Genomic DNA, 17,511 nt, shown 5'->3' on the forward strand with positions numbered 1-17,511 from the left:
ACGGGGCTCACCTTCACCAGGAGGTGGGCCCCGACACCGCCTGCCAAACTGTCGACTTCGTCAGCCTCACCCAGGGAATCAGTCCTCGCAATTACTCCGCGCCACGATCCCTCTCCCACGAACCGAGCACGGCCCAGCTCGTCTCACCCCTCACCCCTCGGGCGGGGTCTCGGTGCCCCTCGCCGCTCATCGGGTGGAGAGCGCAGAAGCCAGCAGCTCGAGGATATGCCGGTAGGGCTGGCCCGTGGCCCGAGTCATCCCGATCTCGCAGGTCCGATTCGTGGAGGCATGCGCCGACGCCCGCAGTTCCCGCACCTCGGCCGCCTGGAGCGCCGTAGCGGAGTCGGTCAGCTCCGGGTGCAACATCCCGCGGTCTCCGGCGAAGCCGCAACAGTCCCACGACTGGGGCACATGAACCTCCCTCGCCACGGCGGAAGCCAGCTCCTCCAGCGCGGGATTGAGGCCCAGCCGAGTGGAGGAGCAGGTCGGGTGCAGCGCCACTGAGCTCAGCGGAGGCGAGAACTGCGCTCCCTGCTCGCGCAGGGCCGGCAGGATCCTCTCCGAGGTGAAACTGATGGCGTCCAGCACCTCGATCGGGCGCTCCATCCGCCCAGATTCGGCCATCAGCACCTCGAGGCCCTCGGTGCAGGAGCTGGCATCGCTGACCACGGGCAGCCTGCCGCCCTCGGTCGCCTCCCAGAGCGTCTCGACGACGGTGCGCCGCATCTGCCCATAACCCTGGGTCATCCCCTTGGACTTCCACGGCGTGCCGCAGCACAGCGAGGGCAGCGTCTCCGGCGTGCGTACACGCACCCCGGCCGCCGCGCAGAGCCGCAAAAACGCCTGCCCCACGCCGCCGAGCTCCCGCTCCGCCGGCTCCTGTGCCGCGCCGAACATGGTCTGGGTACAGCTGGCGAACCAGACGACCTCGGCCTGCGGGTCACGGCTGAGCGGCCGACGTCGACCCCCACGCGGCAGGTCCGCGGTCCAGCCTGGGACGTTCTCGTGGCCGAGCAGGCTCCGTGCGACGTTCGAGCCTGCCCGGGGCAGCACGGCGGGGCTCAGGCTGGCGGCCGTCAGGGCGAGCGCGCCAGCCTGGGTCGAGAAGCCCCAGTGAGTGGCCGCCGTCTTCCACAGCTTCTGCTGCGCGGCGGAGCTGCTCTCCGCCCGCAGCCGGCGCACCAGGTCCCCGGTGTTGATGAACACCGGGCAGGCGGTCTCGCACATGCCGTCCGCGGCACAGGTCTGGACCGCGTCGTATTCGTACTCCTCACGCAACGTATGCGCCAGCGCGGAGTCCCCGGCCTGCTCGGCGCGCGCGATCTCCCTCCTGAGAACGATCCGCTCCCTCGGGGTCGTGGTCAGCCGTCGACTGGGACACACCGGCTCGCAGTATCCGCACTCCACGCATCGATCGACCTCCTCCTCGACCTCGGGGGATATCTTGAGGTGCTTCAGGTGCGCCTGCGGATCCTCGCTCAGCAGCACACCCGGGTTCAGCATCCCGTGCGGGTCTACCAGCGTCTTGATCCGGTGCATCACCGAGTAGAGCTGGTCCCCCACCTGACGACGCACGAACGGCGCCATGATCCGGCCGGTGCCGTGCTCCGCCTTCAAGGTGCCCCCGCGCGCCAGCACGCACTCCACCATGTCCTCGGTGAACGCAGCGTAGCGGTCCACCCCCGTGATGGAGCCGTCTCCGAAGGACTCGGTGACCATGAAATGGATGTTGCCGTCCTTGGCGTGGCCGAAGATGACCGTATCGGCGTAGCCGTGAGTGTCGAAGAGCCGGTTCAGCGCCTCGCAGGTCTCGCCCAACCGCTCCACGGGAACCGCGATGTCCTCGAGCAGCGCCGTCGTCCCCTGCGGCCGGTTGCCGGCCACGGCGGTGAACAGGCCCTTGCGGGTGTGCCAGAATGCGGCGCGGCGCGCGGCGTCCGTGGTCAGCTGCGCCGGCGCTGCGAGCGGGAGCCGTTCCCACAACGGCGCCGCGCTGTGCAGCCGCCCCTGCAGCGCCTGTTCATCGGCCTCCTGGAATTCCACCAGCAACGCGCAGTGATCCTCGACGGCGAGGGCGCGGATCTCCTCGGGCGACTTCGGATCCCGCTGGGAGACCCGCAGGCTGGTGGCGTCCATCAGCTCCACCGTGGCCAGCTTCGCGGCCACCAGCTCGGGGAGGCTCGCGGTGGCCGAGCGCAGGTCCGGGTAGATCAGCAACCCGGTGGCAACATGCGGCAGGATCGGCAGGGTGCGCAGCGTGGCCTGGGCCAGGAAGGCCAGCGTCCCCTCGCTGCCGATGACCAGATGCTCCAGGATGCGCACCGGCTCTGTGTGGTCCAGGAACGAGTTGAGTCCGTAGCCCATCGTGTTCTTGATCGAGTAGAGCCTGGTGATCCGCTGCACCGACTCCTCATCCGCTCGCAGCTCCTCGCGCAAGTCCTGGAGTCCCCGGTGGAGCTCGGGTTCGGCCGCGGCCAGCTCCGAGTCCGCCTCCGGGCGGGAGGTGTCCACCACAGTGCCGCTGGGCAGCACGAACACCGAGGAGTCCAGCGTCCGGTAGGTGTTCGCCTCGATGCCGCAGGCCATCCCGGAGGAGTTGTTGGCCACCACGCCGCCGATGGTGCAGGCGATCTCGCTCGCCGGGTCTGGGCCCAGCTTGCGACCGTGACGCCGCAACCGTGCGTTGACCTGCCGCAGCACCGCGCCCGGCCCGCACCGTACCCGGTCTCCGCCGTCGAGCACCTCGATGGAACCGAAGTGCCGACGTACATCGACCAGCAGGTGCTCGGTGACGGCCTGCCCGGAGAGGCTGGTGCCTCCCGAGCGGAAGGTCACCGGGGCGCCAGCTCGTTGAGCCTCCCGGAAGAGACCGACGACCTCCTGCACGGAGTTCGGCCGGAGCACGGCCTGCGGCGTCAGCAGGTAGTGGGAGGCGTCGTGGGCGGAGCCGAGACGGTCGGTGGCCCGGACCCCGACCTCGCCGACGACGCCGCGCAGCACCTCGACGAGACCGGCCGGGGTCTCTGCCAGCGTGGAGGCGCCGGGCTGCGCCGTCGGGCTGATCGCGGCCGCCACGGTCAGAGCCGCTGCGCCTTGAGCTCTGCTGCGATGTGCTCCGCCTGCCTGATGGCCAGCGCCACGATGGTCAGCGTGGGATTCGCCGCGGCGCCGCTGGTGAACACCGAGCCGTCGGAGATGAACAGGTTCGGCACATCATGGGAGCGCCCCCAGCCGTCGACCACTCCGTCCTCCGGGCGCGCGCTCATCCGCGCCGTACCGAGGTTGTGTGTAGAGGGGTACGGCGGGGTCCGGTGCGTGGACGTCGCACCCACCGCGTTATAGATCTTCTCGCCGGAGGCATAGCCGTGCTCGCGCATCGCGATGTCGTTGGGGTGGTCGTCGTAATGCACGTTGGGCACCGGGAGGCCGCTCTCATCTTTGAGCGTGGTGTTCAGCGTGACCCGGTTGGTCTCCTGCGGCATGTCCTCTCCGACGATCCACATCCCCGCCGAGTTCGTGTAGGCATCAAGCAGCCTCGCGAAGTCAGGCCCCCAGGAGCCGGGCTCGACGAACGCGGCCATGAAGGCCGGCCCGAGCGAGATCGTCTCCAGGTAGTAGCCGCCGGCGAAGCCACGATCCGGATCATAGAGCGACTCGTCACCGATCATTCCGGCCATGGTCTCACCTCGGTACATCCGCACCGGCTGCTCGAAATGGCCCCAGACCGTGCCCGTGAGGTGTCGCATGTAGTTGCGACCCACCTGTCCGGAGGAGTTGGCAAGGCCCTCCGGGAAAGTCGGCGTAGCGGAGAGCAGCAGCAGCCGGGGGGTCTCGATCGAGTTCGCCGCCAGGCACACCGCCTTCGCCGCTTGGCGGTGCAGGTTGCCCTCCTTGTCCAGGTAGAGCACCGCATCAGCCCGTCCCTGGGCGTCGTGGGTGATCTGCACGGCCTGAGACTCCGGGCGCAGGTCCAGCAGGCCGGTCTTCTCCGCCCGAGGGATCTCGCGCACCAGGGTGGACCACTTGGACCGGTTCTTGTCGCCCTGGAAGTTGAACCCGTCCTGGATCGACGCCGGACGGCCGTCGTACTCCTCCGCGTTGGTGGCGTAGGGGCCGGTGGCGTAGTACTTATAGCCCACGCGCTCGGCGCCGTTGGCGAACACCTTGTAGTTGTTGTTCCCCGGCAGCGGCGGGCGTCCGTGCACATGGGTAGACCCCATCGCCTTCTCGGCACGGTCGTAGTAGGGGGCGAGGTCCTCCAGGCCGATCGGCCAGTCCAGCAGGTTGGCGCCGTCGACTCTGCCGTACACGCTGCGGGTCCGGAACTCGTGCTCCTTGAAGCGGGGCGTCGCCCCGGACCAGTGCGTGGTGGTTCCGCCGACGGCCTTGACGATCCAGGCCGGGAGGTTGGGGAAGTCGCGCGCCACGCGCCAGGATCCTGAGGTGGTGCGCGGATCCAGCCAGGCCATCTGGTTGAAGGACTCCCACTCGTTGTTCACATAGTCGTCGTGGGTCAGATACGGCCCTGCCTCCAAGACCACCACCGGGATGCCCTGCGCCGTGAGCTCGTAGGCGAGGGTGCCTCCTCCGGCGCCGGAGCCGATGATGACGACGGCCTCCTCGTCCTGATCGATCTCGTGTGCGGTGACGCTTCTGCCTGGCGTGTGGTTCTCAGGAGCGGTGGGCATCACTTCTTCACCTCTTCCATGTCTGAGCTGGTGGAGCCGGGCTGATTGGTGCTGTCACTCTGCGGTCCGGTGACCGCAGGCCGCGGGTTCCTCGCCGCACCCGGGGCCATCTCCGGCATCGTCTCCCCCTCGGGGAACTCGACCCGGGGGTCCGGCAGCCAGTCGAGGTCGTTGAACCCGCGGCTGAGATAGCCGCCCTTGTCATAGGAGGCGCCCTCGTAGCCCAGCTCCGTCCACACCTCGGCGTCGTCGTAGAGGTTCAGCACGGCGGTGCGGCGGACGAAGCCGAAGAACTCGGTCCCCTCGACCCGGCGGAGTACCCGCAGCGCCGCGGCGTCGTCGAGACTGCGGAAGTCACCGTCAGCCAACTGGTTCAGTGAGAGCAGCCCTTGGGTGAGCGCCACCCGGAACCAGGTCTCGTTCTGAGCCTCGGTCAGTATCGTGTCCGCGGTGCGCTCGTAGGGGCCGTCGGGCACGCGCTCATGGGGGAATGCGACTCGAAGCACCCGGATCAGGGTCTGTCGGGCCTCCTCAGTCATCTCTGTCGCATTGAGCGAGGGATACTTCGCGGGGAAAACCATCGGGACGCTCCTTAGGCTGCTCCAGCTGTCCCCGGTCCGGCGAGGATCTCTTGCTCCGGACGCTGCGGGACGGGCATGGTCATGATGTGATCGTCCATCCACGCTATGTGATCTGCAACACTGAGCGACAGGGTGATTATCACCGTACGAGAACGTCTCTCAGAGGCCCCTCTGCTGCCCGGAAAGAGCACACATGCCCGCCATTGCCGTCATCCACCGCACCTTCGCCGTGCTGGAGGCCGTCGCCGCCTCCGGAAGTGCCACAGCCCGCGAGGTCGCCGAGCGGCTCGAGATCCCGCTGCCCAGCGTGTACCGACTGCTCAATGAACTGGTGGCCACGCAGTACCTGGTGCACCTGAAGGAGGAGAGCCGCTTCGAGCTGGGCCCCAAGTGCTTTGACCTCGGACTCTCCTTCCGTCAGCGCCTGGTCGCCCCCGCGGCGATCAGACGGGCCACCGACGATCTGCACCGAACCCTGCAGACGGCGTCCTACTTCGCCGTCTACCGAGGCTCGGACATTCTGCTCACCTACCTCTCGGACTGCGAGAAGCACCCGCGGCTGCGCCCGCTCCGATTCGGCTTCCACGAAGCGGCCCACGCCACCGCCTTCGGGAAGATCTTGTTGTCCGGGATGACCCAGGAGCAGCGAAGCTCCTACATCCGGGCGCGCGGGATGCCGGTGCTCACCTCGCACACGATCGCCCGCGAGGACCTGCTCGACGAGCACCTGGAAGCCGTCTCCACCCGGGGAATCGCGTGGGAGCACGAGGAGTTCCTGCCCCGGACCACCTGTGCGGCCGTGCCGGTGCGCAACAGCAGCGGCCTCAACGTCGGCGCCATCGCGATCAGCATGCCCAGCCGCAGCGCCGCGGGGAAGGAGCCGCAGATCGAGTCCGCGCTGCGGGAGTATGCCGGCCGGTGCAGCAGGTACATGCGCTCCGGCTGATTCTCACTGGGCGAGAAGCCACCTGGCTCCGAGTGTGTCTTGCGTCACAGACTGTGCTCACCATCAAGCAGAAGGAGAACCGCTCATGAGCACACATCAGAGGGTCGCCGTCGTCACCGGAGCAGGACGCGGCATCGGTCGCGGCATCGCGGAGAGACTCGGACGGGACGGACTCCATGTCGTCGTCGCTGATCTGCCCGGGATGCAGGAGGGGGCCGAGGAGACCGCCGAGACCATCCGTCAGGCGGGCGGTCAGGCCAGCGCCGCCGAGGTCGATGTGACCGACGAGGCCTCCACCGACGCGCTGGTCCGCTCGGCGGTGGCGGCCGGGGGCTCGCTGGACGTGTTCGTCGCCAATGCCGGCATCGCGCAGGTCCAGTCGCTGCTCGACTACTCCGTGGAGGACTTCCAGAAGGTCATGGATGTCAACGTCACCGGGGTGTTCCTCTCCTACCGCGCGGCGGCGCGGCAGATGAAGGAGCAGAGCTCGGGCGGGAAGATCATCGGAGCCGCCTCGATCGTGGCATTCCGCCCCTTCGCGCTGCTCTCCCCTTACTCCGCGAGCAAATGGGCGGTCCGCGGGATGACCCAGGCCGCCGCCATGGAATGGGCCAAGTACGGCATCACCGTGAATGCCTACGGCCCCGGGATCGTGGGCACCGCGATGTGGGACCTGATCGACGAGAAGCTGGCGGAGGAGGAGGGACTGCAGAAGGGCGAGGCGATCAAGAAGTATGCCGGAGACATCCTGCTGGGGCGGGTCTCGGTCCCTGACGACGTAGCCAGCCTGGTGTCCTTCCTCGCGTCGAAGGATTCCGACTACGTCACGGGACAGACGATGCTGGTGGACGGCGGGATGCAGTTCTCCTGACACCTGATGCTCGACCGCCCGGGCTCACTCAGACCCCGGGCGGCAAGATCCAAGAGACACGATCTACCAGAAGGGACGAGACGCATGATTCTCATCGTCGTGAAGTTTGACGTGCGGCCGGAGTACGCGGAGCAGTGGCCCGGGATCACCCGGGAGTTCACCCAAGCCACCCGCGCCGAGCCAGGTAACAAGTGGTTCGAATGGTCCCGCAGCCTCGAGAACCCCAACGAGTACGTGCTGGTCGAAGCATTCGAGAACCAGGGCGCCGAGCCGCACGTGCAATCCGCGCACTTTCAGGCGGCAACCGCCCCGGGTTCACCGATGCACCAGGCCCTGGCCTCCACGCCGAAGATCATCTCCCGGCAGGTCGAGGGTGAGGGGTGGGACGAGATGGGCGAGATGCAGGTCAGCTGAGCAGTGAGCCAGGCCCACCACGCCTCGTCGCCGGTGAAGCACCCGCGGCGGGGCGGGCGCAAGGAGGCCCGGATCCAGTTCCTCGACACATTGCCAGCAGATCGAACAGCAGAGACCCCCGGGTCCCTACAGAATAGAGACCCGAATGTCTTCACTCTCGATTTCCCTGTGCCCCGAAGACGTCGTGAAAGCCGAACTTCCGGCCTGCGGGGCGGGCTAGCGCCAAGACAAAAATTCCGTAGAGACCGAAGACAGCGTGGCTCCAGTCACTTACCGGCAACATGATTCCCAGAAGACCGGCGCCCAAGCATATGACCAAGAAATAGGCTGTTCGAAATTTCCAGATACTCATCTTCACCCCTTGATCAGCGAATGCCAGTGATCCAGCAGCCATCAACGACCACGCTCGCGCTAGTGGCAGATACACCAGTCGTCACGCGTCCATTCTTTCATTGCGCAGCGGAGCATCTCTGAGACAAGCAAATGGTAATCCTTCGACTTAGAAGCCCTGAGTCAACAAAAGCATCGAGTTCGGCGGTCCGGCACCATTCATCTCTGCAGGCGGCTCGGTCGCCCGCCGTGGAGGCCTCGGTGCGGTGCTGCACGGTCAACGATGACCATGTCGACAGCCGAGCAGGCTCGAAGCCATGAGTTCCGGACGATCTCCCGCACGGCTGGGCGACGTCTTCTGCTCCGGCGCGGCTCAGGCCTCAGGCCTTCACCGAACACCAATCAGGCGCGATTCTCGCCTACCCGGCAAGCCTTCTTTCCCGGGGGATCTGGCTTCCGCGAAGACGGGTCTACGAGGCCGACGACGGGAGCGGACCGGTAATCCATAAGGGCTCCCGAATATGCAACGACGCCGGCACGACCGCACTGCTGAGTCTCACCGTAGTGGTCACCGTAGTGGTGGATGTGATGCTGCTCGGCGCCAGACTCGGACCACCAGGGACCAACCTGGCGACCGTGATCTGGTCGCCCTTCGCCCTGGGTCTGACACGGTCCAATCCGGGGACTCTCCCCATGAGACCGGTGGGACCAGAGACTCCGTGAGGTGACCGGGGCGAGTCGCCGCGCGCGCAGCGTCCCGGCACTCGATTGCCCGCGGTGCTGATCACGCGGCGACCGCTGAGGCGTTGCCCGCCGAGGCGTCGCAACGCTCTGCCGGCGGCGCTTCTGCTGACCCCGGCGGTTATGCGAACCCCCATGAACAGCCGAGACAGAAGAGCTACAAACGGAATGCACGCATCCGGAGCCCACGAGAACCCGTCCAGGACCCAGGACGTCTACATGAACACCGCGAAGGGGACGACGGAAGCAGCCAGAGTTATGGAGAAGCAGCTCGTTGGACTGATCTGAATTCACGGAATTTATGCGGAACGGCTGACTGAAAGTACTTTCGGTCCTGACCTCAGACACAAGAAAACCCCTGGAGATCCAGGGGTTTTCTCTCCCGCTAGCGGGTAAAGGTGGCTCCGACCGGCGTCGATCCGGTGACCTTTCGATTTTCAGTCGAACGCTCTACCAACTGAGCTACAGAGCCATGATCGCCAAACTGAGCGACGACTCGCTCTCCGACCAGATTCTCTGTACAGAGAGTGAAGCGACCCTGACGGGACTTGAACCCGCGACCTCCGCCGTGACAGGGCGGCGCGCTAACCAACTGCGCTACAGGGCCTTACTTTGTGCCGCTTGGCACGGAGAGAAACTTTACCAGTCTCACCCCTGCTGTCCAAATCCCGCTTCCGCAAGCTTCGAACAACCCTCTGCAGCTTATCGCTGCAGACTCCGTTTCACCGGAGTACCCCCAACGGGATTCGAACCCGTGCCGCCGCCGTGAAAGGGCGGTGTCCTAGGCCGCTAGACGATGGGGGCCCGATCCCTGGTGGGAACCTCTAGAAGTTTAGGTCCAGCACCCTCACAGAGCAAATCCGCCCACGGCGCTCCCCGCGCCAGGCGCGAGTCTCCTTAGGATAGGTCCATGCCCTTTCCCATGAGCGACGAGGAGTTCGACGCCGCCACCATAGAGGCCCTGGACAGCATTCCCGCGGACCTGTCCGGCCAGCTCGAGAATGTGGCGGTCTTTGTCGAGGACCGGTATGAGCCCCAGCCCTGGGAGGACCCTTCCACCGTGCTGCTCGGGCTCTACGAGGGGATTCCGCTCACCGAGCGCGGCGGAGAGGGTTGGTCCATGCCGGATCACATCACCCTATATAAGGAGTCGATCCTGGCGATGTGCGAATCCCGCGAGGACGTAATCAACCAGGTGACCATCACCGTCGTCCACGAAGTGGCGCACTTCTTCGGCATCGATGACGAAACCCTGCATCGCCTTGGCTGGGGATGAAGACCTCGGATTCGCGAAATTTACCCGAGGCGATAATCCATTAGCACAGTCCCATTGCAATCCCCGGGAGGCTCAACCTTCAACCTACTTGAAGGTTGAGCCTAAGCCTTTATCCCTTTTTAGCCCCGGAATGACAGGGAAGTAGCCCTCACAGCTTGATCACAGGAACGACACGACCTGTTGCCAAGATGACAAATCCACAACTATCGTTACCGGCGTAGCGCCAAAAGGCTCGAATCGCGTTTCCCATCGTTACGCTTCGGCCTCTGGATCACACGGCTATCACTGCAGGGCGATCTTCTTTTTGATTGACGGCATTAAAACCGCCTTTCCTCAGGTCCGCCTGGCCACGTGAGTCCAAGAGCTGAGGCACCGCGATTCGAACCTTGCCCCATGAGACGGGCTGCGGCGCTTCCCCCAGTGAGGACTAAGTGAGGATCTACCGTGAAATATCGTCGCAATCTTGCGGTGGCCGCAGTTACTGCCGCCGTCGTGACGACAGCGCTGGTCGGGACAACGCTCCCCGACCTGGTGGCCGATCGTGCCGCCAACGCCGTCGAACAGAATGACAAGAATTCCGCAGACTCGGTCACTGTGACTGAGCTTCCGGCGGTTCCTTCCGCCAAAGAGATCTCTACGGCCCGGGATTCATCCCAGGCCACCGAACAGATGATCGATGAGATCTCGGATCGCATCTCCCAGGCCAGCCAGCGTGCACTGGAACTGGAATCCGCCATGCAGGCGGAACACCAGACCGCAGTTCAGGCTCAGGTCGAGGCCGATGAGGCCGCAGCCGCAGCCGACGAGGCCCGCGCCGCCGCCGAGGAGACTCAGGCGGCTGCCGTGGAGGAGTACCAGGAGCCCGAGACCTCTGTCGCGGAGGTCCTGCTTACCGAAGAGGACAGCCTCGCCGATGCCGCGACGGACACCCGGCTCCAGGAGCAGGCCGAACAGGACGCCGTCGACGCTGAGCAGGAGGCCGCTGAGGCCGAGAGCCTGGCCGAACAGGCTCGCCAGAACTCCACCAGCGCTGCCGAAGCAAGCGAGAATGCCGATCGCGCCACCGAGACCACCCGCACCGACGTCGAACAGGTCGGCGAGACGCTCCAGGGGCTCCTCGAGAACCTGATGGAGCTTGAGGGCTGGGAAGGCGATCTGCAGAGCTTCTTCGACCAGATCCTCGGCAACAGTGACTTCGTCGATGAGAACGGCGAGGTCGATCATGAGCAGCTGAGCTACCGGATCACCGCGCTTCGTGCAGATGCCGAGCAGGCTCGCATCACTGACGAGGCCGCCGAGGCAGCAGCCGAGGAAGAGGCAGAAGCACAGGCAGAGGCCGCCGCTGAGGAGGCCGCTGAGGCTGAGGCAGAGGCCGCCGCTGAGGCCGCCGCTGAGGCTGAGGCAGAGGCCGCCGCTGAGGCCGCCGCCGAAGAGGCAGCAGCAGCTGAAGAAGAAGCAGCCGAGGCCGCCGCCGCTGAGACGGCAGCTGCCGAAGCGGCCGCCGCTGAAGAGGCAGCAGCCGAGCAGGCAGCCGCCGAAGAAGCAGCAGCTGAGCAGGCAGCCGCCGAAGAGGCAGCAGCCGCGGAAGAGACTTCCTCGGAAGGTGCGGACGGGGAAGCCGCACCTTCCGAGGAGCCACAGCCGGCGCCTGCTCCGGAGCCCACGATCGCGTCCTTCAGCGATCTGAGCACCAGCATGCAGACGCTCATGAGCCAGGGCGCTGAGCTGGAGTCCTCCTTCAGCGGAGGCGCTCAGGACTACTACCGGGCGGTGCTGAGCAACGGAGCACTGACCAACGCCGACGGCAACGCCTCCTGGAACAAGATGCGCTGGCACGTGGACTACCTCGCAGCCCAGGTCGAACCAGAACCTGAGCCTGAGCCGACGCCAGAACCGGAGCCCACTCGGGCGCCGGCCCCCGCACCTGCTCCGGCACCCGCCCCAGAGCGCACACAGGCCCCCGCGCCTGCTCCGGCGCAGACGCAGTCACAGAGCCAGTCGCAGAACCAGTCACAGAGCCAGGCGTCGGCCCGGCAGCAGTCCTCGACCGTGGTCCCGGCCAGCAGCAACTCCAACGGCGCTGAGATCGCGATCAACTGGGCGGTGGCCCAGGCCAACCGCGGCGATGTCAGCTACGTGTTGGGCGCCAACGGCCCCAATGCCTTCGACTGCTCCTCGCTGATCCAGCAGGCCTTCGGCCAGGCCGGTGTCAGCCTGAGCCGCACCACGTTCAGCCAGGTCAACGAGGGGCAGGCAGTATCTGCGGGCGACATGCGCCGCGGAGATCTGGTCTTCTTCGGCAGCGCCACCGCACCGGGCCACGTGGGCATCTACCTGGGCAACGGCCAGATGGTCGATGCCTCCAACCCGAGCCGCGGCATCACCGTACGGTCGGTCTACCAGACCCCGTCAGCGGTGCGTCGAGTGATCTGAACCAGCACACGCACCACCGAATAACCTCTCACTGGTTCTCCCGCTCGCGGTAGGGCGGAGAGATCGATTGAAGATGAAGATGAAGAGGGCTCCCGGCGTCGGACACCGGGAGCCCTCTTTCTTCATGTCTGCCTCGCGCGAATCGTGTCAGTCGCCGAGCACCGGTCCGAACTCGGGACGGTTCTCCAGCCGGGTGTCCTCATTCTGGGGCACCACCATCAACGGGCCCTCCGCATGGTGCAAGACGCCCTGGGAGGTGGATCCCAACAGCATCCCCGCGAATCCTCCCCGGCCCCGCGTCCCGATGACGGTGAGCTGCGCGCCGCGGGTCTCCTGGACCAGCACGTCCACGGCGGTGCCGTCGATCACCTGGGCGTCGATCTGAAGATCCGGGTAGTGGCTGTGCAGCCAGTCTCGACCTGCATCGAGCTTCTCGCGCAGCTCTTGGAGCGCCGCGTCGTTGTCGATGCTGGTCGGGATCCAGACCAGCGTCGCACCCACCGGCGGCAGCGCGCACACGATCCTCAGGCTGGTCCCCCGCTCGCTGGCCTCGCGCGCGGCCACCAGCGCCGCGACCCGGCCAAAGTCCGAGCCGTCGACCCCGGCGGCCACCGGACGAGTATCTTTGGCCCGAATCGGTTGGGCGCCCTCGGCGATCATCGAGGCCGGCGCGGCGCCGCCCGGCTGGGACGCGGCGCTCCCCTGCTGCGGCGATGCGCCCACAATCGGGATCGCTCCGGTGGCAGTGGTCACCGCGTTGGACTCCTTCGAGGAGAACTTCAGCGGGACCAGCACGGTGGGGCACTTCGCGTGCGCCGGAAGCGCCGAGGAGACCGAGCCGAGCAGGCGCCCCAGGAACCCTCCCCTGCCACGACTGCCGACCACCAGGACCACGGCGTCGTGGGAGTAGTCCAGCAGAACCCCGGCGGGGTCCCCGGACTCGACCTCGTAGCGGACCTCGCCGGGATAGTCACGCAGGAACTCGGCGGCCTGCTCGATGACCTTCTCCGAGCCCTGGCGCAGCGCCGAGTCATCCATCAGCGCGTAGCCGCCGTCCATCGAGGAGGCGGCGAATGCCGGGATCGAATAGGCCGTGACCACGGTCAGCGGAAGCTGTCGGCGGTGCGCCTCAGCCGCGGCCCAGTGCGCCGCGCGCAGCGACTGCTCCGAGCCGTCAACACCGACGACGACGCCGCGGGTCCTCCCGCGTGACGAACCGGCGGGGCTCCTCGACGCTTCTGGTGCCGGCGGGGGTGCAGCGCGGCCGCTGCGCGGTGAGGCGCTGTCGGGGGCTTCACGGTGCGGTGTGGGGTTCATGGGAGCTCCTGAAGGCCGTAACGGTCAGCGTGGGCTCATGATATCGCTCCATGTCCACCGGCACATCTGCGCGGGACCACACAGTGCGGGCACCGCTCATCCTGTGTGCGGCAGCAGCCGGTGCAGCATCCCCGGCGAAGGCTCATCCGGCTCAGCCGACGGGGGTGACCGCCTGCAGCATGCGTGCGGGGTAGTTCGTGGTGATCTCCTGAACCCCGAGCTCCAGGAGCAGGCCGGCGTCCTGCGAGTCATCCACCGTCCAGACTCGAAGTCGAGAGCCACGAGCCACCCAGGCCTTGACCTCGGCGCGGTGATCCTTCACATAGGTGAGACCGGGACCGGCGATCCCTGCCCGTCCGTTCCAGACCAGCGCCTCGGAGTCGCGGAGGGTCCCGCGCATCACAGCAGCCACCACGGGCCGCACCGCCATCGCCAGGGGCAGCCTCTCCAGCCGCTTCTGCACCTGCGCCTCGGTGACCGAGCTGAGCAGGGCGCAGAGCTTGTCCGGGGCCACCATGTCCGCGAGGTAGACCAGGGACCCGGGATAGAAGCTCATGAAGGAGACGGTCACCGCGTGCTCGCCAGATTCACCCGCCGGGATCACAGAGGTCTCGGGGTCCCATCCGAAGCGCAGCAAGGTGCGCAGCGTCTTGTTCTCCAGCCGGTCCCCATAAGGCGACGGGTGCTTGAGCTCCACAGCCAGTTCAAGGTCACGTCCTGCCTGCACCATCAGTTCCAGGACATCGGCGAGTGTCATCAGCTGCTGGTGGCGTCCGCCATAGTCACCGGGAAGCCTCGGAGTCTTCCAGCTGGTGAAGTCCAGGGTGCGCATATGAGCCAGGCTGAGCTCCGCCACCGAACCGGTGCCGTTGCTGGTGCGGTCCACCGTGGCGTCGTGGAAGCAGACCGGTTCACCGTCCGCAGTCAGGTGCAGGTCGATCTCCAGGCCGTCTGCACCCTCCTCGATGGCCCGGCGATACGCCGCTCGGGTGTGTTCCGGGAACAGCCCGGAGGCACCCCGGTGCGCGAAGATCTTGGCACGCCGACGGCGCAGTGCCGCTGGCTCACTCGCATCGAACGGGTCTGCCGGAGAGGGAGCGCTCATCGGCGCCGCGTCCAGGCTGATCGGAGCGGCCCGTCGAAGCGGGCCTGCGGGATCTTGGTTCTGCGCGAGTTCTGTCATCACGGTTCCAGACTGGACCCGTCGGGACAACGGGCTGCGACGATCGTGGGGCACATTCGGAGAAGCCTCGGTGAACATGGCATGAAGCCGGTCTCGGTGGTGGAATCTGTTCAGGGCCGCTTCGCGTCGGACGTGGCGCGGCTGGTTTCCAGCGCCTCGGCCGGCGTCTCGTCCTGTGAATGGCTCTTGGACCGGCGCTCGGCGAGGATCTCACGCTTCCGTCCGCGGCGCGCCTTGCGCTCGGCTCGCAGCCGCTCGCGCTCCAGCGCGCGCTCCATATCGGCCGCCAGGGCCGCTGGTGTCTGCTCCGGCAGCTCCCCGAACGTCTTGTGGGCGGATTTCACGATCTGGCTGGCCAGTCGGTGGTTCGCGGCGCCGCCAACGACCATTCCGATGCCGAAGGGTATGGCGCGAGCCAGCATCGAGGTGCCGGAACGGATGAAGAATCGGCGCATGAACTGGCGCTTGATCTGGTTGACCACCAGCCCCGAGACCCCGGTGGAGCTGGAGGAGATGTTCATCGGCACCAGGGAGGAGAACGGGCCGGTCCCCTTGCCGCCGGCCTGTTGGGAGAGCTCCCCCAGGAGCTTGCGGCCCTGATCGCCGAGCATCACGCCCATCACCAGCAGCTTCGCCCGTTCCGGGTCTGCGGTGCTGATACCTGAGAGCTCGGCGATCGACTGGGCGTAGAGCGCGCAGGCCTCGAGGAAGCTGCCGGTGGCCGCCGCGGAGAGTCCCAGCGAGGTGACCGTGCCGACGGCCGGGACCGCTGCGGTGGCCCCGATCAGGGCGCCGCCGCCGGTCATCGCGCGGGTGAAGTCTTTGTCCAGCTGGGCGGCCAGCGCTCGGTTGGAGAGCCCGGGGTGCGCTTTGCGCAGCCTGCGCAGATTCGCCAGCACCAGCGGTCGCTGCACGGTCACGGCCCGGGTCAACCAGGTCTCCGCCCGCGGGGTCAGCTTTCCGGAGTCGTCGAAGGCGTGACCTTTGACCATCGACGCCGTCTGCTGGGCGAAGAAGCCGGTGGCCGCAGTGCCCATGAGTTTCGCGTTCGCTGAGGACTTCTTCATAGCCTCAGTCTAGAGCGTGACCCCGAGGAGGCGGGAAGCCATTCAGCTGCCGGCGATGTCCAGCCAGACGAGCCGGCCGACCGGGGCGTCTGGGTCTGCCGGATCCACGAGGTCGAAGCCGAACTCTCCCTCCGAGGGCCAGAAGACGCCGGAGCTGTCGATATCGAGGTCGGCTGCGGGCAATACATAGGAGGACCGCACGGCATCCCCGCCGGCCAGGCCGTGGGTTGCCTGGGGGTCGACCGCAGCGTCGCGGCGCTGCGGCAGAGGCTCCTCCGTGATCGCCTCAGGCCCGGGGTCCTGGATGGCGCCGCCCTCCAGCAGCGAGGCGAGCGCCGGAACCTGATCGTCCGGCCAGGTCTGCAGCTCCTGCGCGTCGGCGAGACTGCCAGCGAGCACGAACGGGGTGCCGGACCCGAGACCGCCGTAGGTGCCTTCGTCGTCGTAGAGGTACCAGGAGGCTCCGGAGATGAACTCCGCGACCATTCGACGCTGGTCCTCGCTGCGGGCCACATCGGGGCCGGTGGGGCCTGGGGGGCTGTTGAGATCGGTGGCCACGACATGCACGTGCTCGGTCTCGCCGGGAACCTCGAGTGGAATGTCCCACAGGCTGGTGCTGGGCAGCGGAATCACCGACTGTTCCAGCTTTGAGAATTCATCCTCAGGGATCGAGTTCTCCGGCATGTCCTGCCAGAGGAAGTCCTGGAACGTACGGACCTCATCCTCGGCGATCGGGTAGGTGGAGAAGACAGCCATGCCGCGCTCCCCCGCATAGCGCCCATAGCCCAGCGCGTCGGCGGGCCCGCCGATCCGTCCATCGCCGTCGAGATCCGCGCCAGACTCGATGCCGGAGTTGGTCGGTGCGGTGTAGACATGGCGGTACTCGAGGCCGGACTGGCCGTTCTGACCGCGGGAGAGGTACTCCTCGTTGACCGTCGCCGCGATCTGCTGCTGCTCGTCATAGCTGAGTCCGGTCAGCACCAGCACATCGGGGGCATTGACCTGAACCGTCTCGGCCAAGACCCGGGCCTGAGGATGCATGCCGCCGTCGAGCTCCTCCAGCACCTCGGCGGAGGAGCCGCCGCGGATCTGGGCATGCAGGGTCGCGACCCGGATGTCGCCTGAGGTCTTCTCCACGGTCGTCGCCGGCTCTTGGGGCTCAGCCCTTGCCAGAGGCTGTCCCGGGGTCGGATAGAAGGGGGTGCTGTTCGCACTCCCGCCCCTGTCAATGGTGCTGCTGGCGGGACCACTGCCGGTGGAGTCGCTGCCGGAGGGGTCACTGCTGCTGGGGCCGCTTGTGGGAGGTGCGGCGTGCGCGCCGGAAGATCCGGCCACCATCAGGCCGGCCACGAGGCAGCCGGCGAAGCCGCTGCGCATGGATCCTCGGGCCCGCAGCTCAGATCGTTGCTGGCCATGGGGCATGGGTTACACCGTAGTGGGGCACCCCGGCCGTGCCAACCCCAGAACGCTGCAACGACAAACAGTTACCAAGGCGTAATAGTCGGGCGGCGAGATGTGGGAGCTCGCGCTGCGGAGCCGAATCGGACGGTGATGCAGGTCTCTCGGGGCCGCAGCAGTTGCATTATAAGGGCATACAGTGTCTAAATAGTAGAGGAACGCTAGACATTCGTGAGTGCACGACACTTCTGACGACGACGCAGAGC

12 protein-coding genes and 3 tRNA genes are annotated in these 17,511 nt (G+C 66.7%); 5 read left to right on the forward strand and 10 right to left on the reverse strand.

Translation table 11 applies throughout. From position 1 onward, the window contains the following. Positions 1 to 186: 186 nt before the first annotated feature. From I2487_RS06940 to I2487_RS06950, 3 genes are read right to left on the reverse strand one after another with little or no spacing between them, the layout of a single operon-like run. On the reverse strand, positions 187 to 3,075 hold the full coding sequence (locus tag I2487_RS06940; RefSeq protein WP_345941352.1) for an FAD-binding and (Fe-S)-binding domain-containing protein: 2,889 nt from the start codon (positions 3,073 to 3,075) through the stop codon (positions 187 to 189). 2 nt (positions 3,076 to 3,077) lie between these two features. Next, positions 3,078 to 4,688 carry a GMC family oxidoreductase gene (locus tag I2487_RS06945; RefSeq protein ID WP_207171333.1) on the reverse strand — a complete coding sequence of 537 codons (1,611 nt, stop codon included), beginning with the start codon at positions 4,686 to 4,688 and terminating at the stop codon, positions 3,078 to 3,080. Continuing rightward, the gene (locus I2487_RS06950) at positions 4,688 to 5,269 is read right to left on the reverse strand and encodes a hypothetical protein (protein WP_207171332.1); all 582 of its coding nucleotides are present in this window, start codon (positions 5,267 to 5,269) and stop codon (positions 4,688 to 4,690) included. Before I2487_RS06950 ends, I2487_RS06945 begins: the two co-directional genes overlap by 1 nt. A gap of 193 nt (positions 5,270 to 5,462) precedes the next feature. Between I2487_RS06950 and I2487_RS06955 the strand changes: the two genes are divergently transcribed. The 3 genes from I2487_RS06955 (at position 5,463) to I2487_RS06965 (ending at position 7,500) form a co-directional block, all read left to right on the forward strand. Further along, on the forward strand, positions 5,463 to 6,215 hold the full coding sequence (locus I2487_RS06955; RefSeq protein ID WP_207171331.1) for an IclR family transcriptional regulator: 753 nt from the start codon (positions 5,463 to 5,465) through the stop codon (positions 6,213 to 6,215). An 85-nt stretch (positions 6,216 to 6,300) separates the two neighbouring features. After that, positions 6,301 to 7,086, forward strand: coding sequence for an acetoin reductase (locus I2487_RS06960; RefSeq protein ID WP_207171330.1), 786 nt, complete (start codon positions 6,301 to 6,303; stop codon positions 7,084 to 7,086). An 84-nt stretch (positions 7,087 to 7,170) separates the two neighbouring features. Next, entirely contained in the window at positions 7,171 to 7,500 is a 330-nt protein-coding gene (locus I2487_RS06965) for a putative quinol monooxygenase (RefSeq protein WP_207171329.1), read from the forward strand. Positions 7,501 to 8,970: 1,470 nt separating this feature from the next. Here I2487_RS06965 and I2487_RS06970 read toward each other — a convergent pair. The 3 genes from I2487_RS06970 to I2487_RS06980 form a co-directional block, all read right to left on the reverse strand. Then, positions 8,971 to 9,043, reverse strand: a tRNA-Phe gene (locus I2487_RS06970). Between the two features lie 61 nt (positions 9,044 to 9,104). After that, positions 9,105 to 9,178 (reverse strand) — tRNA-Asp (locus tag I2487_RS06975). 124 nt (positions 9,179 to 9,302) lie between these two features. Further along, a tRNA-Glu gene (locus tag I2487_RS06980) sits at positions 9,303 to 9,375 on the reverse strand. 106 nt (positions 9,376 to 9,481) lie between these two features. Between I2487_RS06980 and I2487_RS06985 the strand changes: the two genes are divergently transcribed. Together I2487_RS06985 and I2487_RS15715 are read left to right on the forward strand one after the other, a co-directional pair. Beyond that, a complete protein-coding gene (locus I2487_RS06985) occupies positions 9,482 to 9,847 on the forward strand; it encodes a metallopeptidase family protein (RefSeq protein ID WP_255546013.1) in 366 nt (121 codons plus the stop codon). 444 nt (positions 9,848 to 10,291) lie between these two features. Then, positions 10,292 to 12,280 carry an NlpC/P60 family protein gene (locus I2487_RS15715; RefSeq protein WP_207171328.1) on the forward strand — a complete coding sequence of 663 codons (1,989 nt, stop codon included), beginning with the start codon at positions 10,292 to 10,294 and terminating at the stop codon, positions 12,278 to 12,280. 147 nt (positions 12,281 to 12,427) lie between these two features. On the opposite strand, the gene I2487_RS06995 is transcribed toward I2487_RS15715, so the two are convergent. The 4 genes from I2487_RS06995 to I2487_RS07010 form a co-directional block, all read right to left on the reverse strand. Further along, positions 12,428 to 13,597, reverse strand: coding sequence for a universal stress protein (locus I2487_RS06995; protein WP_207171327.1), 1,170 nt, complete (start codon positions 13,595 to 13,597; stop codon positions 12,428 to 12,430). A gap of 151 nt (positions 13,598 to 13,748) precedes the next feature. Continuing rightward, positions 13,749 to 14,780, reverse strand: coding sequence for a glycerophosphodiester phosphodiesterase (locus I2487_RS07000; protein WP_255546040.1), 1,032 nt, complete (start codon positions 14,778 to 14,780; stop codon positions 13,749 to 13,751). Between the two features lie 110 nt (positions 14,781 to 14,890). Further along, positions 14,891 to 15,847 (reverse strand): hypothetical protein, encoded by a 957-nt coding sequence (locus tag I2487_RS07005; protein WP_207171326.1) that lies wholly within the window; start codon positions 15,845 to 15,847, stop codon positions 14,891 to 14,893. Positions 15,848 to 15,889: 42 nt separating this feature from the next. Beyond that, positions 15,890 to 16,984 carry an endonuclease/exonuclease/phosphatase family protein gene (locus tag I2487_RS07010; RefSeq protein ID WP_207171325.1) on the reverse strand — a complete coding sequence of 365 codons (1,095 nt, stop codon included), beginning with the start codon at positions 16,982 to 16,984 and terminating at the stop codon, positions 15,890 to 15,892. Positions 16,985 to 17,511: the final 527 nt, after the last annotated feature.

Source organism: Nesterenkonia sp. E16_10 (genome assembly GCF_017347085.1).
GTDB lineage: Bacteria > Actinomycetota > Actinomycetes > Actinomycetales > Micrococcaceae > Nesterenkonia.